Annotated in this window: 18 protein-coding genes and 1 pseudogene; 11 read left to right on the top strand and 8 right to left on the bottom strand. The window is 38.1% G+C overall.

The genetic code is table 11. From position 1 onward, the window contains the following. Positions 1-243: 243 nt before the first annotated feature. The 3 genes and pseudogenes from G6N06_RS00925 to G6N06_RS00915 form a co-directional block, all read left to right on the top strand. Positions 244-1,485: pseudogene (locus G6N06_RS00925) on the top strand (peptide MFS transporter); the annotation flags it as partial. 609 nt (positions 1,486-2,094) lie between these two features. Beyond that, positions 2,095-3,882, top strand: a complete 1,788-nt coding sequence (locus G6N06_RS00920) for a peptide MFS transporter (RefSeq protein WP_163514173.1) — start codon at positions 2,095-2,097, stop codon at positions 3,880-3,882. An 86-nt stretch (positions 3,883-3,968) separates the two neighbouring features. Beyond that, positions 3,969-4,517: a thioredoxin family protein gene (locus G6N06_RS00915; RefSeq protein WP_163514172.1), complete on the top strand. Its 549-nt coding sequence runs from the start codon at positions 3,969-3,971 to the stop codon at positions 4,515-4,517. Positions 4,518-5,220: 703 nt separating this feature from the next. On the opposite strand, the gene G6N06_RS00905 is transcribed toward G6N06_RS00915, so the two are convergent. The 6 genes from G6N06_RS00905 to surE form a co-directional block, all read right to left on the bottom strand. Continuing rightward, a complete protein-coding gene (locus G6N06_RS00905; protein WP_163514171.1) occupies positions 5,221-7,263 on the bottom strand; it encodes a ComEC/Rec2 family competence protein in 2,043 nt (680 codons plus the stop codon). A 25-nt stretch (positions 7,264-7,288) separates the two neighbouring features. Further along, positions 7,289-7,804 carry a C40 family peptidase gene (locus G6N06_RS00900; RefSeq protein ID WP_163514170.1) on the bottom strand — a complete coding sequence of 172 codons (516 nt, stop codon included), beginning with the start codon at positions 7,802-7,804 and terminating at the stop codon, positions 7,289-7,291. 82 nt (positions 7,805-7,886) lie between these two features. After that, positions 7,887-8,498, bottom strand: coding sequence for a C40 family peptidase (locus G6N06_RS00895; protein ID WP_163514169.1), 612 nt, complete (start codon positions 8,496-8,498; stop codon positions 7,887-7,889). A 175-nt stretch (positions 8,499-8,673) separates the two neighbouring features. Then, positions 8,674-9,801 carry a lipid-A-disaccharide synthase gene (gene lpxB, locus G6N06_RS00890; protein ID WP_163514168.1) on the bottom strand — a complete coding sequence of 376 codons (1,128 nt, stop codon included), beginning with the start codon at positions 9,799-9,801 and terminating at the stop codon, positions 8,674-8,676. 55 nt (positions 9,802-9,856) lie between these two features. Beyond that, positions 9,857-10,141, bottom strand: a complete 285-nt coding sequence (locus tag G6N06_RS00885) for a hypothetical protein (RefSeq protein WP_163514167.1) — start codon at positions 10,139-10,141, stop codon at positions 9,857-9,859. Next, positions 10,134-10,910 carry a 5'/3'-nucleotidase SurE gene (surE, locus tag G6N06_RS00880; protein WP_163514166.1) on the bottom strand — a complete coding sequence of 259 codons (777 nt, stop codon included), beginning with the start codon at positions 10,908-10,910 and terminating at the stop codon, positions 10,134-10,136. Before surE ends, G6N06_RS00885 begins: the two co-directional genes overlap by 8 nt. Before the next feature lie 188 nt (positions 10,911-11,098). Between surE and G6N06_RS00875 the strand changes: the two genes are divergently transcribed. Next, positions 11,099-13,318, top strand: coding sequence for a carboxy terminal-processing peptidase (locus G6N06_RS00875; protein WP_163514381.1), 2,220 nt, complete (start codon positions 11,099-11,101; stop codon positions 13,316-13,318). A 113-nt stretch (positions 13,319-13,431) separates the two neighbouring features. Here the strand turns inward: G6N06_RS00875 and yihA are convergent, their stop codons facing one another. Together yihA and G6N06_RS00865 are read right to left on the bottom strand one after the other, a co-directional pair. Then, positions 13,432-14,043 (bottom strand): ribosome biogenesis GTP-binding protein YihA/YsxC, encoded by a 612-nt coding sequence (gene yihA / locus G6N06_RS00870; RefSeq protein WP_163514380.1) that lies wholly within the window; start codon positions 14,041-14,043, stop codon positions 13,432-13,434. A gap of 315 nt (positions 14,044-14,358) precedes the next feature. Next, entirely contained in the window at positions 14,359-15,123 is a 765-nt protein-coding gene (locus G6N06_RS00865; RefSeq protein ID WP_163514165.1) for an alpha/beta fold hydrolase, read from the bottom strand. 296 nt (positions 15,124-15,419) lie between these two features. Here G6N06_RS00865 and mraZ point away from each other — a divergent pair, with 296 nt between their 5' ends. The 7 genes from mraZ (at position 15,420) to murD (ending at position 23,491) form a co-directional block, all read left to right on the top strand. Then, positions 15,420-15,890: a division/cell wall cluster transcriptional repressor MraZ gene (gene mraZ, locus G6N06_RS00860; RefSeq protein WP_163514164.1), complete on the top strand. Its 471-nt coding sequence runs from the start codon at positions 15,420-15,422 to the stop codon at positions 15,888-15,890. Further along, entirely contained in the window at positions 15,877-16,773 is an 897-nt protein-coding gene (rsmH, locus tag G6N06_RS00855; RefSeq protein WP_163514163.1) for a 16S rRNA (cytosine(1402)-N(4))-methyltransferase RsmH, read from the top strand. Before mraZ ends, rsmH begins: the two co-directional genes overlap by 14 nt. Positions 16,774-16,882: 109 nt before the next feature. After that, a complete protein-coding gene (locus G6N06_RS00850) occupies positions 16,883-17,203 on the top strand; it encodes an FtsL-like putative cell division protein (RefSeq protein WP_163514162.1) in 321 nt (106 codons plus the stop codon). A gap of 54 nt (positions 17,204-17,257) precedes the next feature. Continuing rightward, on the top strand, positions 17,258-19,204 hold the full coding sequence (locus G6N06_RS00845; protein WP_163514379.1) for a PASTA domain-containing penicillin-binding protein: 1,947 nt from the start codon (positions 17,258-17,260) through the stop codon (positions 19,202-19,204). Further along, entirely contained in the window at positions 19,204-20,667 is a 1,464-nt protein-coding gene (locus G6N06_RS00840; RefSeq protein WP_163514161.1) for a UDP-N-acetylmuramoyl-L-alanyl-D-glutamate--2,6-diaminopimelate ligase, read from the top strand. Before G6N06_RS00845 ends, G6N06_RS00840 begins: the two co-directional genes overlap by 1 nt. Positions 20,668-20,733: 66 nt before the next feature. After that, positions 20,734-21,975 (top strand): phospho-N-acetylmuramoyl-pentapeptide-transferase, encoded by a 1,242-nt coding sequence (mraY, locus tag G6N06_RS00835; RefSeq protein WP_163514160.1) that lies wholly within the window; start codon positions 20,734-20,736, stop codon positions 21,973-21,975. A 184-nt stretch (positions 21,976-22,159) separates the two neighbouring features. After that, on the top strand, positions 22,160-23,491 hold the full coding sequence (gene murD / locus G6N06_RS00830; RefSeq protein WP_163514159.1) for a UDP-N-acetylmuramoyl-L-alanine--D-glutamate ligase: 1,332 nt from the start codon (positions 22,160-22,162) through the stop codon (positions 23,489-23,491). Positions 23,492-23,587: the final 96 nt, after the last annotated feature.

The raw sequence follows: 23,587 nt of genomic DNA, 5'->3' as shown, positions 1-23,587 counted from the left end.
AAGTTTGGTGCGGGTGCATGAATTAAGGGGCATCAAGTTTTTATTAAAAAATACGGAAAACAACTGAAGTTGTCATTTTGCACATAAACTTAGTACATCCTTTGAAAAAAGAAATGTTTTATGAAGTGGAGCTTTATTAGGGATGTTTCTTTTTGAGACTTGAAAATGTGGATTATTTGTGATATTGACGGATTCACAAAAATTAATACACTATTTTTAAAATCTAAAATAATCTAAAATCTTATGTCAACAACTGTATCTCAACCCAAAAATCGCAAAGAACTCTTTGGTCATCCAGCTGGTCTTTTTGTATTGTTTTTCACTGAAATGTGGGAACGTTTTTCCTATTATGGAATGCGGGGGATTTTGGTTTTATACATAGCTACGTCTGCCACAGCAATTGATCCAGGGCTGGGGTGGAGCAACAAGGACGCTATTTGGCTCTATGGCTGGTACACCATGCTGGTTTATGTAGCGTCCATTCCTGGAGGTTGGATTGCGGATAAATTTTTAGGACAAAAGAAAACCGTGCTCTTTGGTGGACTATTGCTATGTTTTGGTCATGGTATTTTGGCAATTCCTCAAGATTGGGCCTTTTTTACTGGCCTTATCCTTATTATATTGGGTGTTGGCGGATTAAAACCTAACATCTCAACCATGGTGGGTGGCCTATACCAAGAAGGCGATATTAGACGTGATAGCGGATTTACAATTTTTTATATAGGTATCAATATTGGAGCGTTTTTGGCCAGTATTACTGTTGGTTTTGTAGCCTATTATTACGGATGGCATTATGGGTTTGGTCTTGCGGGAATCGGAATGCTGATTGGTCAAATTGTCTTTGTATGGGGTCAAAAATTCCTTAAGGGTGTTGGGGAGTTTTCTGGAGGTGAATCGGCAAGCGAAGCAGAACGATTGGCTAGAAAAAAACCACTCACTAAAATTGAAAAAGACCGCGTTATCGTTTTGCTGATATCATTTTTGATTGTCATTGTCTTTTGGGGTGCTTTTGAGCAAGCTGGAGGATTGATGAATCTTTATACAGATTCCAAAGTTGATCGTACGGTTGGCCTGAGCTGGTTGGAAGAAATTCCCGCTGCTGTATTCCAATCGCTCAATGCGGGTTATATCATTATTTTTGGAACCATTGTAGGTGGTTTTTGGATTTGGTGGAAGAAGAAGGGAAGAGAGTCTTCATCCTTATTTAAAATGGCTGTGGGTACCATTATTATGGGCTTAGGATTTGTATTTATGATGTTTGCATCCAAAGAGGCAAGTGCAGAAGCTTTTGGAAAAGCAGCCATGTTTTGGATATTTTTGGCATACCTGTTCCATACTATAGGTGAGCTATGTACCTCTCCAGTTTCTTTATCATTTATAACGAAATTGGCACCCCTCAAATATGCATCAATCATGATGGGCGTTTATTTTGCCGCTACAGGTTTTGGAAATCGATTGGCAGGAAGTATCGGTTCGTCTTCGCAATTGGAGCCGTTTCAAGGAGAAATGATCGTAAGTAAACAAGAGGTCATTCCATTTATTTCCAAGGATTCCATGAAAATCAGAAATGAGCAAAAGAAGATAGTCACCATTTATGACTACCCAATCAATGAGGATAAGAATTTCAGTATCAAAGCCGAAGTTTATGCCGAAAATGATCAGGTCATGTATAAAGATGTAAATAGCGGAACCATCTTGAATAATCTCTTTGAACTATCCCAAAAAGCCGACGCCAATACAAACGAATTATTGACAACACTTAAAGAGGATGGCATTACCGCCTCAAATCCTTATCACGCCAGATTAGTATTTGAAAAAGATAAGGATAAGGCGCAGAATTTAGAGAATAAAGGGGATGGTAAAAATTATGGAGTATCATTTGTTTTAGAAGAAGATCAAAGTGCACAAGAGTATGCCACATTTATGTGGCTAACAATCTTCACGGTATCCTTTGGTCTGTTGCTGATTGTGTTCTTGAAAAAACTTAAAAAATTGACCCATGGTGCTGAAGATCATGAACATGAAATCAAGGACAATGAACCTTTTGAACTTGCAGATCCAGACATTAATAACTAATATATTGTGTAGCAAATTATGAATACTGATATTGAAAATCTCTTTAAAGACACAGTTCTCGGACACCCAATAGGCCTATTTATTCTCTTTTTTACAGAGATGTGGGAACGCTTTTCTTTCTACGGAATGCGTATCCTTTTGATCTTGTTTTTAACAGCACCCTTAGTGAGCGATAACCCGGGTTGGGATTGGCCACGTGAGCACGCCCTTTCGTTAATTGGTACCTACGCCTCGCTTTTGTATTTAACTCCTATCATTGGAGGTTGGATAGCCGATAAGTGGACAGGATACCGCATGGCCGTTGTTATAGGCTGTATCATTATGACGCTTGGTCACGCAGCAATGGCAATGGAAACTACGATGTCATTTTATTTAGGTTTGGCTCTATTGGTACTTGGAACCGGATTTTTTAAACCAAATATCACTTCGATCATTTCGGAAATGTACAAAACCAGAGAATCTAAAAAAGATGGCGCTTACACTATATTTTATATGGGTGTTAATGCGGGAGCTTTCTTCGGAATGATGCTTTGTGGATATTTGGCTGAAAATTACGGATGGGCCTACGGATTTGGTCTGGCAGGGATTTTCATGTTTCTGGGCATGCTTCAGTTTTTATTGGCGCACAAAATATTTGGGAAAATTGGCGCAGCACCATCAAAGAAGATTGATGTGGTTTTACATGATGCCGAAGATGTCAATGATCCGGAGGTGATAAAGGAAGAGGTTGAAGTGGCTACTAAGTTGAATCCGTTTACCACATTTGATAAAATACTCATAGCCTTATCATCAGTTGGCGGATTGATTTATCTGTTTAATGATCCAATTGAGAAAATTGGAGGAAGCACGATGTTGCCTTTTCAGTTCATGGGATGGAGTGGCTCAAATGTGGTCGTAATTGCCGCGTTGATACTCTTTCTAATATTATTGATTATGCGTATCTCTCGCTATATTCCTATAGTGCGCGATCGATTGGTAGCCGTTTCAGTTTTCGCTTTATTCACAGTGTTCTTTTTTGCTTTCTTTGAACAGTCTTTAGGATCGATGACCTTGTTCGCAAGTGATTATACCAATCGTGATTTAACTGGAAATACGGCAACAATATTCAAAATTGTTGATGGATTATTGACCACTATTCCGTTAATTATCATCACCTATGTTATTTTCTTGATTTTCAAAAAGACCTTCACCAAGATTGGGGCTTCAAATATTGTGTTGGCTATTGCCTTCCTTGGCTTATGGATCCTCGTTATTTACCGTATTTACGACAAATCTTTCTCTGAAGAATTGAAAGTTGACGCCACTTGGTTCGGAATTTTAAACTCGTTCTTTATTATTACATTGGCGCCCATTTTTTCAAAATGGTGGGAAAGCAAATACAATCCGAGTGCGGCCATGAAGTATGCCTTAGGTCTGGTGTTGTTGGGTGTTGGATTTGCGGTATTGGCCTACGGGGCATCGGATATTCCATCGGGAGCACAAACAGCTTCCGTAAGTATGATCTTTCTAATATTGGCCTACCTGTTCCATACCATGGGTGAGCTTTGTCTATCACCATTAGGATTGTCGTATTTAAGTAAATTAGTCCCAGCACGTATGATCGGTTTCATGTTCGGGGTTTGGTATTTGGCAATTGCCGTTGGTCAGAAGTTAGCCAACACTATGGGAGGTATGATTGATAAGATCTCAGCAGAGTATTCTTTGGGAACTTTCTTTTTGATTTTCGCTGTCATTCCAATTGCGGTCGGTTTTGTATCGATGGTATTGAATCCTGTCCTCAAAAAACTGATGCACGGGGTGAGATAATCGAAAATTTGTTAAATAAACGTCAAATGCTCCAACTTTGGAGCATTTTTTGTAGTTTCCACTTAGATTTGCAAAAAATGAATAAAATGAAGAAGTTAGCATTTATAGGGGTCTTGACATTGTTAATGTCCTTTAATGGTATCGCGCAACAAATTAACTGGGTCACTTTTGAAGAGGCCTTGGAGCTCCAAAAAAAGAAACCTAAAAAAATCATGATGGACGTTTATACCAATTGGTGCGGCCCATGTAAGATGTTGGACAAAAACACTTTTCAAAATCCTGATGTTGCCAAATATGTCAACGCTAATTATTATGCCGTAAAATTTAATGGGGAGGGTAATGATGTTGTCAAATACAAGGGTAATACTTATACCAATAAGGGCTATAAGCCAGAAATGGCCAGCCGTCGGAACAGTGTACACGATTTGACCTATGCGTTTCAAGTAAACGCCTACCCAACCATCATGTTTTTTGATGAAAAAGGTGATATTATTACACCGGTTAGAGGTTATCAAAATCCGCAGCAACTGGAATTGTACCTTAAAATGTTTCTGAACGACAAGCATAAGGAAATAAAAACCCAAGAAGAATTCAATGCCTTTTATACTGCTTTTAAGCCTGAGTTTAAGGGGTAAATGGATTGTAAATATAATACTCTCAATAAGTTGAAATGCGCTGAATTTCATATCGGTACTAAGAAAATAGAATTCATGAATTCAATCCTGGGGATTGAAAGTGTTATCTTGAATGGGAACAAAGTCTCCAATAAATTTTCAATTTTTGGAACTTCCCATAATTTTACACGGAATTCAAGTGTACTAACTTTAAAATCCAAGTACCGACAATTTTATAAAAATGAAATTCAACTTGAACTAGAGGAAAATGGAAAACTAATAGAAACTATAACAGTTTTAGCCGACAAAAAGCAGAGAATCTATACGATGGTTTTTGGTCTTGCTTTGGGAATTGGGATATTCAAATTTTTAGATTTTATCATTTAGAAAATAGGTATTGCATATCTGCTATTAATCCTAAAAAATTGAGATTGTTCATTTAAAATCTGAATAAGCCTTGATTCTCCCAATAGAGTTATTGGGACTAATGGGTGGCTTATTTTCAAATTAATCAATCATTTGAGATTTTTTGCTCCCTTTAGGGCGGGGCAAACAAAAATCGGTTATATGATTAAACAAACCTTGTTGTGATAAGCTTTAAGACGCAATTGTCAATCAATAGTCCTCAATCTTATTTTTTCTTTTTTACAAGGATAGACTTTTATTGATAGAACTTGTTCTGCGTATATCCCCGGAATCTGCGGGAAACAATACGACAATAGAATTACTGTTTTCTCAACACATACGCACCCTCTCTACCAGTCAAATGAAATGGAATATTTCGTTTCATACAACTGAGTTCCCATCGTAGAACATAGCTTTTATAATTGCTGCCATCTGCAACAACCAATTGCGGATTTATAGAGTCCAATAATCGGTTTAGATTTATTTTTGGTGAATCTCTCAAAATTACAACCTTCGGATCGAGTTGTGGAATCCTATAAATTCCCGCACTATCAACAATCAAAATTCGTGTAGTTCCCAATTCATAGATGTTCTCCAAATTGTCCTTCTTGATTTTATTAATCGCATTACCGATTTTATAATTCTTAATGACATGGTCCCTACTCGAAGTAAGGCTGTCAAAATTATGCGCTACGGTTAAAGTAGCGTTCTTCTTTATACCAATAAGACTATGTCTGCTTTTGTGAAAGACCACGAATTCTTCATTTTGGTTTTTCTTCTTTTCAAAAATCAATACGGATTGAAAAATCAATACCGCAAACATCGCGATGGTCACACGTTTATAGCCTGGTTTTTTTGATAATACAACCAAGGTCACAATCAGAAAATAAGCAGTTAGTACTTGAAGCAAGCTAAATGATAAGTCCGAAAAAACGAAGCGTTCCTGAAGTGAGACCCATCGGACAAAACTGTTCATTAAATTGATGATGCCACCATAGATATCGGCAAGCCACAACGGAAGTAGATTAAATGATGCCAATAAAATAACAAATATACCCATCCCCAGAATTAGTCCTAAAAAAGGAATTATCACCAGATTGGATAGGAAAAACAATCCTGGAAATTGATGGAAATAAAACAAACTTACAGGGACTACTCCAAACTGTGCCGCTAGTGTCACTGTAAATATGTCCCATAACTTTCGAATAGGTTTTAATTGTGGTTGCCATAAGTCCGCCAATAGTGGTTGAAAACCCACAATGGCAATGACTGCCAAATAACTCATCTGGAATCCTACATCAAAAAGAAAAAGAGGCTTGAAAAGTAAAAGGAACAACATGGAAATGGCAAGCGAATTGAAAATATTGGAAGGCCGCTTTAGATTCATTCCAATAGCCACAACACTGAACATCATCACTGCTCTGGTAACCGATGCCGATAACCCTGCAACCACAGCAAAACCCCATAATATGGACAAAATCAATAGAGTTTTTATAAGTTTCCCACGCCTGAAATACTCCAAAGGCCTGAACAATGAATTGAGAAGCAGTAGGACAATACCAACGTGCAATCCGGAAACGGCTAAAATATGGATAGCACCTGCCCTGGAATAGCTATTATAGATTTCTGGACTGATATCTTGACGCTGGCCCAGTAACAGAGCGTTGATCAAAGCGAGTTCGTCTGGTTTGAAGTTGTATGACTTTAGTTTTGAATTGATATGGGCTCGCAATTGGGCGGCATAGCCTAAAATCGTGTGTGGGTCTGATGAAACGCGCAAAAGTTCATCTTGTTCTGTAAAGATTTGGTGATAGATATATTGTTTTTCAAGATATTTTTTATAATCGAATTGGTTGGGATTGATCGGGGGATTCAAATCGGTTAGAGGTGATGTGGTTGCAAAAATATCGTCCACTTTAAAAGCTTGGAGCAGACTATCTCTTTGAACATTTAAAAGTGTTTTTCCGATAAGTTGCTGATCGTTTATGTTTAGGATGTCAACAATATATTTGTCGTGATAGACACTTGGTTTAAGGATTTCCCTAATTCGAAAGTTTATCGTTTCTATCGAATCATTAACAGGATCAATATGCCGGGTGTAGTGTTTCTTGAACGATTTTTGGTCGTGCAATTGATAGGTTAATACACCAATTGCAATAAAGGTAAAGACCGTTAGAATTGTAAAGCCGTAGGATTTGACCAAACGCTTTTTTTCGCCAATCAGAAATGCGGCAAGCCCTAATGCTAAAGTTACAGTGAGCGGCAAGCTATAGATAATGGGAATGTCAATATAATGCGCAAAAAGAATGCCTATTATAAGGCAGAGGATAATCTTTATGATTGCAAAATTTAGTAACTTCATAAGTCTAAGTTACTAAAAATAAGAACTATAAAACACGTCTTGCCTGTACGAAGGCGAAGTACCAATATTTTTCTGCGAGATTGGAAACTATGACGCCACTGCTCGTGCTTGCATGTATAAATTCAACATTTCCATTACGGGCTTCTGTGACAATTCCCACATGGTTAACATTCCGACTGTTCTTTTGTGTAGCAAAAAATAATAAATCGCCCTTGGTCACTTGTTTCAAGTCAATCCAATCCCCTGTTATGGATAAATCTCCAGTCGTTCGTGGCAAAGAAATATTCTCACTGTTGAAGGAGGTCACTATTAGCCCAGAGCAATCCATGCCTTTTTTTGTAGTACCGCCATATTTGTATTTCACACCGTCAAATTTGAGTGCATAATCCACAACTTTATCTGCTTTGGAAGAGTTTAAATCCGATTTACGAGATCGGGAATCGATTTTTTCGGTCTTTGACTTTGTGGTCGCAACTCGTTTTGAGGATTTACAGCTGCTAAAAGTGATCAATAAAAGAAGGAGTAGGGCAATCTTTTTCATTGGTTATAATGGTAATTTTTTATAAAAGTATTAATTTATTACAACTTTGGGTAAAAAGTTCACTATTTACTTGAAATAACTGCTATATCACACGTCTTGCCTGTACGAAGGTAAAGTACCAATATTTTTCTGCCAAGTTGGAAACGATGACTCCATTTTTAGTACTTGCATGGATAAACTCTACATAACCATCTCTTGCCGTCGTAACAATTCCGACATGGCTAATGGTCTTGCTGTTTTTACGAGTGGCAAAAAACAAAAGATCGCCCTTGCTGACCTCTTGTAGTTCAATCGATTTACCCAAAAGAGCCATGTCTCTTGAGACCCGGGGTAATGAAATGTTTTCGCTGTCAAACGTAGTAACCACCAAGCCAGAGCAATCCATGCCGTCTTTTGTTGTGCCACCACGTTTGTATTTTACACCATCAAATGCAAAAGCATAATTTACTATTCTGTTGGCTTTGGTGTCGATAATTTTTGGGAGTTCACTTTTAATATTCAGACCAATCGGAGTTAAATCCACCGGTGTTAATTCATAACTATGGGTCTCAATAGAGACAATGGGATTTGAAGTGGATGTTTTCTGATTGGTTTCAACTCTGTTTGCTTTGGATTTGGTCATCACCATGCCCTTTGGAGCATTACAACTGCTCAATGCGATGAACAAAAGTAGGATTAAGACATTTTTTTTCATTAGGTGATATATCGTTTTTGAAAAAGTATACATTTATTCCCACCAGTGGGCTTTGATCCTCCGAAGCTTGCCTCGATTGAAATTCACATTTTCTTAACCATGAGTTCTGAACTTGCCCCGGGGTTGTTTAATAAACGCTGAGGAAATTTCGAAAGTATAAAATTTTTGGAAAAAGCTATTGGACTTTATGTTTTTTAATGTCGTTAAAAATCAACTCTGCTGTTTTTTCGCTCGCACCTTTTCCTCCCAATGTCTTTTCTAAGTGAAAATACTCCATAAAAAGTGTTTCTCTTTTCTCGGGTCGTAAAATATCTTCTAACTCCTTTTTGAGACGTTTGGAGTTAAAATCTCCTTGAATCAATTCAGTGACAACAGGTTTGTCCATAATTAGGTTGACCAAGGAAATATATTTTAAATTAATGACGCGTTTTGCTATTTGATAAGAAAGCCAGCTTCCTTTGTAGCAAACTACTTCTGGGACCTTAAACAAAGCGGTTTCTAAAGTTGCCGTTCCTGAAGTCACCAGGGCAGCCGTTGCTAAACTCAAAAGATCATAGGTTTTATTATTTACGAATGAAACATTTTCTTTTTTAATAAAGGTTTTATAAAAATCGTAGTCTTGACTTGGAGCACCAGCTATAACAAATTGATAATCTTCAAAGTTCTTGACAATGCTTAACATCACCGTGAGCATCTTGCGAATTTCCTGTTTCCTACTTCCTGGCAATAAAGCGATGATTGGTTTATCGGTAAGCCCACGTTTGGCTCTAAACTCATATTCACTCACTTGCTGACGGTCGGCAATAGCGTCAATTAACGGATGGCCAACGAATTCCACCGGATAATGATGTTTATCTTCATAAAACTCTTTTTCAAAGGGTAAGATGACATACATTTTATCGATATCACGTTTGATGGCGTGAATCCGGTTTTCTTTCCATGCCCAAATTTGTGGTGAAATATAATAGTGGGTACGGTATCCTCTTTGCTTTGCCCATTTGGCAATACGCAAGTTAAAACCAGGATAGTCAATAAAGATGATACCATCGGGGTTGTAGCTTTCAATGTCTGTTTTACAATAGGCGAGATTTTTGGTAATGGTTCTCAAATTCATGACGACCTCCAAAAAGCCCATGAATGCCAAATCACGATAGTGTTTAACGAGTGTAGGACTCACCTTTTGCATCAAATCACCTCCCCAAAACCTGAATTGGGCATTGACATCTTGTCTTTGCAGTGCTTTCATAAGGTTGGCACCATGTAAATCTCCGGAGGCTTCGCCAGCTATGATGTAGTATTTCATCTTTTAAGAATCGTAATGTTTAGGTCACAAACAAGTAGAAATCGAAAGGCTTTTATTAATTGTAATTTAATAAAAAGGTGGCAATCGTTACAACTATGGTAGCCATAATTACGCCTCTTGCCCTATAGTCGCGTCTTTGTTTGATGAACATGAAAAACACCACAAGATTCAGTAGCGCTCCCATGCTAACCAATTTGCTGAAAAATCCTTGGGCCAAAGATTGTCTATATGCCGTAACGATGTTTTCGCCACTTCCAAAAATAAGAATGGCAATTATAAACCCGATAGCGTTGGCAAGTAATCCTACAATGAAACCGATAAATACTTCTTTTTTAATCATTTAAATTCCAAGAGTTTAAATTTTGAATGGAATGGTGCGCGGTCAGATCAAATTGAACTGGAACCAAAGAAACATAACCGTGCTGTAAGGCCCATTCGTCGGTGTCTTCACCTTCATCTAAATTAACAAATTTTCCAGCTAACCAATAATAGTCACGCCCACTCGGATTTTGACGTTTGGTGAATTCTTCTTCCCAATTCGCTTTTGCTTGACGGCATATCTTGATGCCCTTGATTTTATCTTTTGGTAAATCAGGTATATTAACGTTGAGCACCACGCCTTCAGGAAGTCCGTGTTCCAATACATTTTCAGTAATTGTTTTAACATAACTCTTAGAAGCTTCAAAGTCGGCACTCCAATTATAGTTGCACAACGAAAAGCCAATCGCCGGAATGCCTTCAATACCAGCTTCTATGGCGGCACTCATTGTTCCTGAATAAATAACGTTGATGGAAGAGTTGGAGCCGTGATTGATGCCCGAAACGCAAATGTCAGGTCGTCGTCCCAAAATTTGCTTGACCGCCAATTTCACACAATCTACTGGAGTGCCAGAGCAACTGTATTCGGATTGTGGATTTTTATCGATTTTCACTTTTTCTACATAAAGTGTTGAATTGACCGTAATGGCATGGCCCATCCCACTTTGTGGACTGTCTGGTGCTATGACTACAACCTCGCCAATCGTATTCATAACTTCAATCAAGGTCCTTAATCCCGGTGCCGTAATCCCATCATCATTGGTCACTAAAATCAATGGTTTCGTGTTCATTCTGCAATAATTTTTAGATTGCTAAAATACATAAATTAGACGTTAAAATCCCATTCAGAGTGGTTTAACAAAAAATTAGTAGCCAATGGTTTTATTGGCATGGTTTTTTCTTTTACTTTAGTAAAAAATAATCAGAGGGTCTATAACGGTTAGACCTAATCAATGCCGCTAAAAATATGAAAGATATCATGAAAAGGAATTATAAGATTTTATTGCTGGCGCTTATGTTGGCGTTTGCGTCATGTAGTTTCACCACTAAAACTTTTGAAGATCCAGACAAGGATAAATTATTGATGCAGTTAATAACCTATGTACTTGAAGAAGGCCATTATAGTCCTAAGGAAATAAATGACCAATTCTCCGAGAATGTTTTTAAGGCTTACCTGGATCAATTGGACCCGTTTAAAAGATATTTCTATGCCTCGGACATTAAGGAGTTTGAAGCTTATAAACATAAAATTGACGATCAGTTAAAAAATCAGGACTTGACATTTTTCAACCTGACCCATAACCGTTTGTTGCAACGTATAGAAGAATCACAAGCAATGTACAGAGAGGTTTTGTCCAAGCCTTTTGATTATACCATTGATGAAGAGATCAATACGGAATATAAAAAATTGGCATATGTCAATTCAAAAAAGGAAATGAGAGAGCGTTGGAGAACCCAGCTTAAGTTTTCTGCCATTGCCAATTATGACGATTTGATTTCACAGCAGGAAAACACGTTTTCTGATAAGAAAAAGGTTGAGAAAATGAGTCATGTAGACGAATTTGATTCTGAAGGCTTTAATCAAAATGTTTTGGTTGATACTGAGGTCAAATCTGAGAAAAAGGTTAAAAAATCACTTACGGAACTAGAGGCGGAAGCAAGAAAAGCGACGCTCAATTCGCTAAATGAGCTTTATGATTATATTGATGAACGGAAACGAGACGATTGGTTTAGCGTTTATTTAAACGCTATTGTTGCCGAATTTGATCCGCATACATTTTATTATGCACCAGAAGATAAGGAGCGTTTTGATGTGGCCATGTCGGGGAAATTTGAGGGCATAGGCGCAAGACTTCAAAAGAAAATGGATGTCGTGACTATCGTGGAGATTATTAGCGGTGGACCGGCATGGAAAAATAACGAATTAGAGGCAGGAGATCAAATTCTTAAAGTACAACAAGATGATGGTGAGCCTGGCGTCAGTATTGTGGGTATGCGTTTGGAAGATGCCGTAAAATTAATTAAAGGGCCAAAAGGTACCAATGTTATCCTAACTGTAAAAAAGGTAGATGGCACTATTGAAGAGTTGACCATTACCAGAGATGTGGTAGAGTTGGAGGAGGTTTATGCAAAATCGACTACCGTGATTAAGGACGATAAGAAATTTGGTGTGATCAATCTTCCAGGCTTTTATGTCAATATGGAAGATTATAAGAAACGGAATGCGGCTACAGATGTTAAGCTTGAAATAGAACGCTTAAAGGAAGAAGGTATTGAAGGGTTAGTTTTAGATTTAAGGAACAATGGCGGTGGATCATTGCAAACCGTCATTGATATGGCCGGATTGTTTATTAAGGAAGGTCCAATTGTTCAGGTAAAAACCACTGGAGGACAAAAGGAAGTGTTAAAAGACAAAGACAAATCCATAACCTGGGATGGCCCATTGGTGATTCTAGTAAACGAGAATTCTGCTTCGGCCTCCGAAATTTTGGCTGCTGCCATGCAGGACTATAAACGAGCCTTGGTAATTGGTAGTAAACAAACTTTTGGTAAAGGGACCGTTCAGACCGTCTTGGATCTCAACCGAATGGTGAGAAACAATACGAGTGGGGATATGGGAGCTTTAAAATATACCATACAGAAATACTATCGTATCAATGGTGGATCAACCCAATTGGAAGGGGTGAAAAGTGATGTGGTTGTTCCTGACCGTTACAGTTATATCGCCTTAGGCGAAAAGAATCAGGATAATCCGATGGCTTATGATAGGATTGATGCCACTGATTATAAGATATGGGATCACAATGTGGATTATCAAATGGCCATTGCCAACAGTAATGCACGTATTGCTAAAAATGAACAGTTAAAGTTAATTGATGAAAATGCCAAATGGGTCAAAAAGATTAGAGACAAGGAGAATTACTCCCTAAACTATGACACGTACAAGGCTGCACTAAAACTAAACGAAGAGGAGGCAAAGCACTTTGAGCGTTTAACCGATTATAAAACAAACTTAACCTATAGCTCTTTGCCTTACGAAAATAAACTAATGGCTAAAGATAGTGTTTTGAGAGAAAAACGTGATCGCTGGCATAAAGCATTGAGTCAAGATGTGTATGTTGAAGAAGCGTTAAATGTATTAAGCGATTTAAGAAGCTCTTATAATATTAAAAAAGTTGTCAATAACGTGAAGGAGTAATCCTTCTGGAATCCATATAAAAAAAGCTCCAAGGTTGATGTAACTTTGGAGCTTTTTTTATATGAATGGTTATAGGTTTTTTTAGAGAACACTGGCTATAAAACAGTACAATATTAATTCTGCCTTAGGGCATTCATTTGTTGATTGATATGATCAATCTCATTCAGCACTTCATCTCTTCCAAGGGCAGAAGAGGATGAGGTGATAAAGTATTTAGGAGTTTCTTCCCATGTTTTAAGGAGTTCTTCTAAATAAGCAGCAACATTACGTTCGATGGCTTTTGGTTTGAGCTTATCGGCCTTAGTGAAAATAATGGAAAACGGAATGCCATTTTCGCCCATATACTGCATGAATTCAAGATCTATTTTTTGGGCCTCATGTCTGATATCCACCAAAACAAAAGCCAATACCAATTGCTGCCGTTCCTCAAAATAGTCAGTAATAAATCTTTGGAACTTTTTTTTGGATGTTTTTGAAACACGCGCATAGCCATATCCAGGTAAATCTACCAAAAACCAATTCTTATTGATTAAGAAATGATTGATAAGTTGGGTTTTACCTGGTCTTCCGGATGTTTTTGCTAAATTTTTATGATTGGTCAGCATGTTTATCAACGACGATTTGCCAACGTTGCTACGACCTATAAACGCGTACTCAGGCAATGGGTCCTTCGGGCACTTGGCCACTTCGGAGTTGCTCATTATAAATTCAGCAGATTTGATAATCATGTTATGTTTGAATTTTAATCTTCAGTTTTCAGTCTCAGGTCTCAGTCACTCGTCCTCAGTTCCAAAACTCACCACGCACACTTTGCCTATACGGTCTGCTCTACCTGCGTTTATTTTAAAAGATCTATTTATGATTGCTTCTTATTACTTGGACAGTTTTGATAAAACTTAAATATAAATTTCACGAGAGTTACACAAAGAACCCAAGTTTTTTCCGATTTTGCATAACTCATAACTCATAACTCATAACTCTGAACTCTGAACTCTTCAGTCACCCGTCACCCGTCATCACTCACTTCTTCAATTTCAACCTCAAAGTTTCCGCTTCTTGAGCCATTGTTCAAGTATCGCATTGAACTCATCGGGATGTTCCATCATAGCGGCATGTCCGCATTTATCTATCCAGTACAAGTCAGAATCTGGTAGAAGTTCATGAAATTCGACGGCAACTTCAGGTGGGGTTACAATATCGTTCTTTCCCCAAATGATGCATACGGGCAGATCCATTTTAGGTAAATCCTTGGCCATATTATGACGGATGGCACTTTTGGCAATGGCTAAGGTCTTAATCAATTTATTTCTGTCATTGACAGTTTCATAAACTTCGTCCACAATTTCTTTGGTTGCCACTGCAGGATCGTAAAAAACATCTTGAGCTTTTTTCTTGATCACTTCATAATCACCGCGTTTGGTGTAGCCTCCCCCCATGGCGCTTTCGTATAAACCGGAACTTCCGGTAATAATCAGGGCTTTTACTTTCTCAGGATAAAGTTTTGTATGGTAAAGTCCGATATGGCCACCAAGCGAATTGCCCAATAAAATAACATCATCAAATTCTTTATATTCTATAAAATCATAAAGATATTTAGCAAAACTACGTACGTTGGTTTTTAGTAAGGACATCGAATAAATGGGCAATACAGGAACGATGACTTTGTAGCCCTTGGCACTAAAATACTGGATAACACCATCAAAATTACTAAGACCGCCCATTAATCCATGAAGAATTATTATGGGTTGACCTTCACCTACTTCAATATAGCTGTACTTTTTTTCTTTTTTTAAGAGATGTCTCATTAACGGTTGGTAGTTATGCTTAAAAAACAAATATAGTTATTTCAATCAAATTTTATTTCATTTTGGCCAGTTTCAAGGCAATACTTCTACATTATTTGTTTACATCCAATAAATGCTTTTATCCCACTTTTTAATATTCTGAAAAACAAGCGCTTATTTATTCCTTCTTTCATCCGTTTGTCGAAAATACCGCTCAAAATCAAAAACTTATCAACAAAAGTGGTAAATTGTGGTAAAAGGTGGTAATATTTTCAATATATTTGAATCGTAGTCGTTAGTTAAACAAACAAAAGCTTTTGAATTCATTAATAGGAACATACGAATGTAAAGTTGATGCCAAAGGTAGGCTTATGTTGCCTGTTGCCATCAAAAAACAGCTGTTGCCTGCGCTTCAAAACGGATTTGTTTTAAAAAGAGCGGTTTTTCAACCATGTTTAGAATTGTATCCAATGACCGAATGGGAGACTTTGATGCAAAAAATGAACAAACTTAACCGCTTCAAAAAGAAAAATAACGATTTCATCCGAAGATTTACCGCAGGTGTGAAGGTGGTGGAAGTGGATAGTACTGGCAGACTGTTGATCCCTAAGGATTTAATGGTTTTTTCAGGTATTTCAAAGGAAATTGTGGTGTCTTCCGCCATAAATATTGTGGAGATTTGGGATAAAGATAAATATGAACAAGCTATAGATGATGCGGCTGATGACTTTGCAGATTTAGCCGAGGAAGTTATGGGACAAGATGATGACGAAGATGGACTATCATAATCCGGTATTACTAACGGAAGCAGTAGATGGATTGAATGTCAAACCGGGCGGTGTGTATGTTGATGTGACATTTGGTGGAGGGGGGCATGGCCGTGAGATTCTAAAGCGCTTAGGTCCAAAAGGAAAACTATTCGCTTTTGATCAAGATAAGGATGCTCTTTTAAATACCATAGATGATTCTCGGTTTAAGCTGATCAATGAGAATTTCAGGTTTTTAAAGCGCTTTTTGCGCTTTTATGGAGCCAAGAAAGTAGATGGGATTTTGGCAGATTTTGGTGTCTCTTCCCATCAGTTTGACGTTGCTGAACGCGGATTTTCAACACGTTTTGAAGCGGATTTGGACATGCGAATGGATCAGGACAGCAAATTGTCAGCGTTCCATGTTATCAATAAATATGATGAGGAGCAGATCAGAGATGTGTTCTTGCAGTATGGCGAGTTGCGCCAGGCTCCAGCCATGGCGAGGCTTATTGTGGAGGAAAGAGCAACTAATGAAATCAAGTCCAGCGAGCACCTAAAAGAGGTCTTGAAAAAATTTGTAAAGCATAAAAATGAACATAAAGTGTTGGCGCAAATCTATCAGGCCATACGGATAGAAGTGAACCAGGAAATTGAGGCTTTAAAGGAGCTGTTGCTCCAGGTGCCTGAAGTTTTGGTCACAGGAGGTCGCTTGAGTTGCATATCGTACCATTCGTTAGAGGACAGATTGGTCAAGCGTTTTATTAGGAATGGATTGTTTGAAGGTGAGCCAGAGCGCGATGTTTATGGAAATTTTGAAGTGCCTTTAAAGAAAGTTGGCGGTTTGATTGTGCCATCAAAAGCGGAGATAAAAGAAAATAGCAGAGCGCGAAGTGCAAAGCTTCGGGTTGCGGAAAAAATATAATTAATCTGTAAGGTGGTATTGGACGACCTACAGGGGTTTCAAAACCTTTCAGGTTTGAAGAATATATAGTCTAATTAAAAAGGAGATTCCTGCATTCGCAGGAAGTAAGATGAAAAACAACATCTATCACATATTAAGAGGTAAGTTTTTGGTCAGTGATGATTCGTTTAAGAATTGGAGGATCATCATTTTCATTTCTGTGCTGGCGATAATTATGATTGCAAGTTCGCACAGTGCCGATAAAAAAGTTCATGATATAGCACGATTGAACAATGAAGTTAAAGAATGGCGCTCTGCCTTTGTAGATGGAAGGTCAAAGTTGATGCGTCTCAAAATGGAATCTGGAATCATCCAAAAAATGGCAGAAAAGGGGATTGCGCCATCTCCAAATCCGCCAAAGAAAATAAAAGTAAAATCAGAAAAGAAATAAGTGGCAGTCACTGAAAAGCACATATTGAACCGATTGTATTTTGTAGCAGGCGTCATGTTTGTCTTTGCATTGGCCGTGGTGTTCAAATTGTTTACCATTCAGATGGTGGATGGTGATAAGTACCGTGACTTAGCGGAGAGACGTACCGTTAAGAATGTCACCATTCCTGCCAACCGTGGCAATGTGTATGCTTCTGATGGAAGTTTGCTGGCCACGTCCATTCCAAAATATGACATCCGATTTGATGCCTTGACTCCAACCACTAAAACTTTTGAGAATTTCTTAAAGCCATTGAGTGATTCTTTATCTAAATATTCTGGAAAATCATCAGCGTATTATGAAAAGGAATTGCGCAAAGCCAGAGCTAATAAAAACAGATATTTTCTGTTGGCAAGAAATATTAGTTATACGGATTATGCGCGGATTCGAAACTTTCCATTATTAAGTCTTGGTGCTTTTAGGGGTGGGCTCATTGTAGAGCAAACTACCAAGCGCGAACATCCCATGGGGGGCATTGCGCAACGTTCAATTGGTTATGAACGTATAGATAAGGACGGCCATTATGTGAGGGCCGGAATTGATGGTGCTTTTGGCGAAATGTATCTGAGGGGAAAGGATGGCCACCGTATGAAACAAAAAATTGGTAAGGGCCAATGGAAGCCAATTACCGATTATAATGAGGTGGAGCCAAGAGATGGTTACGATGTTTATACAACAATAGATGTCAATATTCAAGACATTGCACATCATGCCTTGTTGGAACAGCTCGAAAAATATAAGGCAGACCATGGGTCTGTCATTGTCATGGAGACCAAAACAGGTGAGATCAAAGCGATTTCAAATCTGGGTCGAAATTCGGACGGGCATTATTACGAACGTTTAAATTATGCGGTTGGCGAAAGTAGTGAGCCTGGATCTACATTCAAGATCATGGCGATAACCGCAGCGCTGGAAGACAAGGTGATTGATACCAGTGATGTGGTCGATACCAAAAAAGGTGTCTTAAGTTTCTATGGAAAAAAAGTTAGAGACGCCAAGCATGGTGGCTATGGGGAAATCACTATTGCAAAAGCCATTGAGGTCTCGTCCAATACAGCAATTGTAGCAGCCATTGACAAAGCTTATAAGGATCAGCCCAGTAAATTCATCGATCGTTTGTACGCTATGAATTTGAACAATAGCTTGGATTTGCCAATTATTGGTGAGCCAGATCCTATAATTCCGGATCCAAGAATTAAAAACGGACGTTGGAGTGGTATTGCCTTACAGTGGATGGCTTATGGTTATGGGGTGTCATTTACACCTCTGCAGACCTTGACATTTTATAATGCCATTGCCAACAACGGCGAAATGGTAAAACCTCAATTTTTACGAGAAGTTAGAGAATTTGATAAAACGATTGTGCCTTTCAAAAAGGAGGTTATCAATCCGAAAATCTGTTCCCAGGAAACCGTTGATAAGGTTAAAAAATTATTGGAAAATGTTGTTGAACATGGTACGGGGAGCAAATTGTATTCGCCTAATTTCTCAATGGCAGGAAAAACCGGAACTTGTCAAAAGGATTATGCCAATAAGGATAAATTGAGTTATATCTCTTCGTTTGCTGGCTTTTTTCCTGCTGACAATCCTAAATATTCCTGTATTGTCGTCATTCATGAACCAGATAAAAGTGTTGGTTATTATGGTGCTGATGTGTCTGGTCCTGTCTTTAAGAAAATAGCTCAAAAAATATTTACGGACACACCTATCACGGACGAGGTTGAAACTTTGGATTTTCAAAATTCAATTGTGAAAAAGGATTTTGAAAACTATTACGAGGTTGCCCAAACATACAAAACCATTATGCCTGATGTTAGGGGAATGCCAACTATGGATGCATTGGCGCTTTTGGAGAATATGGGATTAAGGGTGAAAATTGAGGGTGTGGGTGTAGTCAAAAAACAATCTATTGAAAAAGGGGTCAAAATAAAACGGAATCAAGAAGTCTATTTGGATATATAATGGTACAGTTAAAAGACATATTGTATAGGGTCACCATCAACGCTGTTGTTGGCAGTACAAGCGTGCAGATTGGTGCCGTGCATTTTGATTCTCGAAATATTTCCCAAGATGATGTTTTTGTTGCCATTAAGGGCAATATAACAGATGGCCATAACTATATAGACTTAGCGATTGAAAAGGGTGCCATTGCCATCATTTGCGAAACTCTACCAGTAAACTTACATAATGGCGTTACTTATATAGAAGTAGAAAGTGCGAGTAGAGCCTTAGCGTTTATGGCAGCTAATTTCTATGGAAATCCCTCACAAAATTTAAGATTGATTGGTGTCACCGGAACCAATGGCAAGACCACGGTCGCAACATTGCTCTATCAATTATTTAGGAAAGCCGGATTTAAAGTGGGACTATTGTCGACCGTTCGAGTGATGGTTGATACTAAAGAATACCCAGCAACACATACCACACCAGACTCCTTGACCATCAATAAGTATATAAGTATGATGAGTGCCGCTGGTGTCGAGTTTTGCTTTATGGAAGTGAGTTCTCACGGTATCCACCAAAACAGAACAGAAGGGCTTCATTTTGAAGGTGGTATTTTCACGAACCTTTCGCACGATCATTTGGACTATCACAGCACTTTTGCGGAATACCGAGATGTTAAAAAATTATTTTTTGATAATTTATCCAAGGATGCATTCGCACTGGTCAATATCGATGATAAGAATGGCTTGGTCATGCTTCAGAATACCAAAGCAAAAAAATACACCTACGCTTTAAAGACATACGCCGATTATAGGGCGCAGATTTTAGAAAATCAATTTACGGGCTTATTGCTTAAGATCAATGATAATGAAGTATGGACGCGCTTAATAGGCAATTTTAATGCCTACAATATTTTGGCCATCTACGCTGCCGCGGACTTACTGGGTCTTGATAAGGTGGAGAATTTGCGATTGATAAGCGAGTTGGAAAGTGTGTCTGGACGATTTCAATATTTGATTTCTGACAAAAAAATAACCGCCATCGTTGACTATGCCCATACGCCAGACGCTTTGCAGAACGTATTGGAAACCATCAATAGCATTCGCACCAAAAACGAAGAATTGATAACAGTGGTTGGTTGCGGTGGAGACAGAGATAAAACAAAACGCCCTAAAATGGGAAATATCGCATCCACTTTGAGTACAAAGGTCATTTTTACAAGTGATAATCCAAGAAGCGAAGTCCCGGAAACCATTATAGAAGACATTGAAAAAGGGGTGGAACCGCAAAATTTCAAAAAAACGATGTCCATTACCGATAGGAAACAAGCCATTAAAACCGCCTGTCAAATTGCGCAACCCAACGATATTATTCTTATTGCAGGAAAAGGCCATGAAACCTATCAGGAAATTAAAGGGGTAAAAACCGATTTTGACGATTATAAAATAGTTCAACAATTTTTGAAACAACTCGGAAAGTAAGAATTAAGTACAAAGCATTAAGAGAAAACTAAAAACTTTAAACCAAAAACAAGAAACCAATAAAAGATGCTCTATTACCTCTTTGAATATTTGAAACAACACGTTGATTTTCCTGGATCTTCCCTCTTCGGATTCATTACGTTTAGGGCGGCCATGACAATTATCGTGTCGTTGCTTATATCAACAATATATGGGAAGCGCATAATTAAGTTTTTGCGAAGACAGCAAGTGGGGGAGACCATCAGGGATTTAGGATTGGATGGACAGGTTGAAAAGGCCGGAACACCAACCATGGGAGGTGTCATTATCATTATTGCAACCTTGATTCCAGTGATTTTGTTCGCTAAAATTGATAATATCTATATCATTCTGTTGGTTGTAACCACGCTTTGGATGGGTGTTATCGGATTTCTGGATGACTATATTAAAAAATTCAAAAACGATAAAGAAGGGCTAAAGGGGAGATTTAAGGTATTGGGACAAGTTGGTTTGGGGATTATTGTGGGTGCTACGCTATATTTTCATGAGGATGTTACCATAAGAGAGAAACTTCCTACGATACAGCAGAAGGAGATCTTGGCAGATAACCCAAACGTAGAAGCGGCAAAATTGTTTCAAATGGAAGAAAAATCGACAAAAACGACCATTCCATTTGTCAAGGAAAATGAATTTAATTATGCCAGTTTAGTGACTTGGATCAGTCCTGGTTTAGAGAAATATACTTGGATTATTTTCATTTTGGCAGCAATTTTTATTATTACCGCAGTATCAAACGGAGCAAATCTTACCGACGGAATTGATGGATTAGCGGCCGGAACATCGGCCATAATTGTGCTCACCTTGGGAATTTTTGCCTGGGTATCAGGGAACATCATTTTTTCGGATTATCTCAATATTATGTATATCCCAAGGGTGGAAGAAATCACCATATACATTGCGGCATTTGTAGGGGCGCTTATAGGTTTTCTTTGGTATAATGCTTATCCGGCCCAAGTGTTTATGGGTGATACGGGAAGTTTGACCATAGGAGGAGTTATCGCCGTCATTGCCATAGCTGTGCGTAAAGAGTGGCTGATTCCTGTGCTGTGCGGTATTTTTTTAGTGGAAAATTTATCAGTGGTCATGCAGGTGGGATGGTTTAAATACACCAAAAAGAAATATGGCGAAGGACGACGAATTTTTAAGATGGCTCCATTGCATCATCATTATCAGAAATCTGGATACCATGAAAGTAAAATAGTCACACGTTTTTGGATTGTCGGGATTTTACTCGCTATCGTATCGATTGTGACGTTGAAAATCAGATAGTCCAATTCCTGCGAAGACAGGAATCTTAGCGTTCAAAAGATGATTTTGAAAGTCAAGAGCAATGAGTAATAAATAAAGTTAGTAAACAGTAATGTTTTAAAACTCTCTTCTTGTCCAAATCCAGGGAGTTTTAAAATCGAAATTTAACAATAATCAATCGCAAATCGTAAGTCGCAAATCGTAAATGAAAAGATTGGTCATTTTAGGAGGTGGAGAAAGTGGAGTAGGAACCGCGCTTTTAGGAAAGGCAAAAGGTTACGAAGTGTTCCTTTCGGATAAAGGAAAGATTAAAGAAAAGTACAAAGAAGTTCTTATACATAATGAGATTGAATTTGAAGATGAACAGCATACAGAATCTAAGATTCTTGACGCCGACATCGTCATGAAAAGTCCAGGGATTCCTGATAAAGTGGCTTTGGTGAAGCAAATAAGAGAGAAAGGGATTCAAGTGGTTTCTGAAATTGAATTTGCATCAAAATTTACTAATGCAACTATTGTGGGAATTACAGGAAGTAATGGTAAGACGACAACGGCCAGCTTGACCCATCACATTCTGAAACAGGAGTTGGAGGTAGGCTTGTCCGGCAACATTGGTAAAAGTTTTGCATTGCAGATTTTAGAGCATGATTATCCAAATTATGTACTTGAAATCAGCAGTTTTCAATTGGATGATATCGTCGATTTTAAACCGCACATCGCTGTTTTGCTGAACATCACACCAGATCATTTGGACCGATATGATTATAAGTTTGAGAATTATATCGCATCAAAATTCAGGATTGTCATGAATCAAACCAAAGACGATTACCTGATTTACGATGCCGATGACGAGGTGATTGTAGAATGGCTCAAATCACATAAAGTTCAATCCACATTATTGCCGTTTTCATTGACCAAAACTATTGAGAATGGCGCGTATTTAGACAAAGAGGAAATAAAAATAACGATAGATAACAATCAAATAATTATGTCAACAACAAATTTAGCTTTAGAGGGGAAGCACAATATTAAGAACCAAATGGCTGCTTCAACTGTCGCACATTTATTAAAAATCAGAAAACAGACCATTCGTGAGAGTTTAGAGAATTTTCAAGGTGTTGAGCATCGATTGGAGAAGGTGTTGAAAATTAATAAGGTCCGATATATCAATGATTCAAAGGCCACCAATGTCAATGCAACTTATTTTGCTTTAGACAGCATGGAGTCGCCAACCATTTGGATTGTTGGAGGTGTTGACAAGGGAAATGATTACAGGGAATTGTTTCCATTTATCAATGAAAAGGTAAAAGCCATCATCTGCCTTGGGGTTGACAATGAGAAATTATTGAATACTTTCGGGAAAATGGTCGACACCATCGTTGAAACACAATCTATGAATGAGGCTGTTAAGATGGCATACAAGCTAGCCGAAACTGGTGATACTGTACTGTTGTCTCCTGCATGTGCAAGTTTTGACTTGTTTGAAAATTATGAAGATAGAGGACGCCAATTTAAAGAAGCAGTCAGGAATTTATAAGTTCTTTTTAATGTCTATTTTACTTGCAGGGCATGTGCATTTTTGCAGTACGTAATGTTGGACAAAATGAGCGAATTTAAATTAGAGAATATAATA

This window comes from Gelidibacter japonicus (assembly GCF_010725055.1).
In the GTDB taxonomy this organism is placed as follows: domain Bacteria; phylum Bacteroidota; class Bacteroidia; order Flavobacteriales; family Flavobacteriaceae; genus Gelidibacter; species Gelidibacter japonicus.
Note: the sequence above shows the minus strand (reverse complement) of the source record. Positions and strands in the feature narration are given on the sequence as shown.

Excerpts from the sequence above, each read along its gene's own strand:
- G6N06_RS00920 (WP_163514173.1), top strand. The coding sequence starts at position 2,095 with ATGAATACTGATATTGAAAATCTCTTTAAAGACACAGTTCTCGGACAC.
- G6N06_RS00915 (WP_163514172.1), top strand. The coding sequence starts at position 3,969 with ATGAAGAAGTTAGCATTTATAGGGGTCTTGACATTGTTAATGTCCTTT.
- G6N06_RS00905 (WP_163514171.1), bottom strand. The coding sequence starts at position 7,263 with ATGAAGTTACTAAATTTTGCAATCATAAAGATTATCCTCTGCCTTATA.
- G6N06_RS00900 (WP_163514170.1), bottom strand. The coding sequence starts at position 7,804 with ATGAAAAAGATTGCCCTACTCCTTCTTTTATTGATCACTTTTAGCAGC.
- G6N06_RS00895 (WP_163514169.1), bottom strand. The coding sequence starts at position 8,498 with ATGAAAAAAAATGTCTTAATCCTACTTTTGTTCATCGCATTGAGCAGT.
- lpxB (WP_163514168.1), bottom strand. The coding sequence starts at position 9,801 with ATGAAATACTACATCATAGCTGGCGAAGCCTCCGGAGATTTACATGGT.
- G6N06_RS00885 (WP_163514167.1), bottom strand. The coding sequence starts at position 10,141 with ATGATTAAAAAAGAAGTATTTATCGGTTTCATTGTAGGATTACTTGCC.
- surE (WP_163514166.1), bottom strand. The coding sequence starts at position 10,910 with ATGAACACGAAACCATTGATTTTAGTGACCAATGATGATGGGATTACG.
- G6N06_RS00875 (WP_163514381.1), top strand. The coding sequence starts at position 11,099 with ATGAAAAGGAATTATAAGATTTTATTGCTGGCGCTTATGTTGGCGTTT.
- G6N06_RS00865 (WP_163514165.1), bottom strand. The coding sequence starts at position 15,123 with ATGAGACATCTCTTAAAAAAAGAAAAAAAGTACAGCTATATTGAAGTA.
- rsmH (WP_163514163.1), top strand. The coding sequence starts at position 15,877 with ATGGACTATCATAATCCGGTATTACTAACGGAAGCAGTAGATGGATTG.
- G6N06_RS00850 (WP_163514162.1), top strand. The coding sequence starts at position 16,883 with ATGAAAAACAACATCTATCACATATTAAGAGGTAAGTTTTTGGTCAGT.
- G6N06_RS00845 (WP_163514379.1), top strand. The coding sequence starts at position 17,258 with ATGTTTGTCTTTGCATTGGCCGTGGTGTTCAAATTGTTTACCATTCAG.
- G6N06_RS00840 (WP_163514161.1), top strand. The coding sequence starts at position 19,204 with ATGGTACAGTTAAAAGACATATTGTATAGGGTCACCATCAACGCTGTT.
- mraY (WP_163514160.1), top strand. The coding sequence starts at position 20,734 with ATGCTCTATTACCTCTTTGAATATTTGAAACAACACGTTGATTTTCCT.
- murD (WP_163514159.1), top strand. The coding sequence starts at position 22,160 with ATGAAAAGATTGGTCATTTTAGGAGGTGGAGAAAGTGGAGTAGGAACC.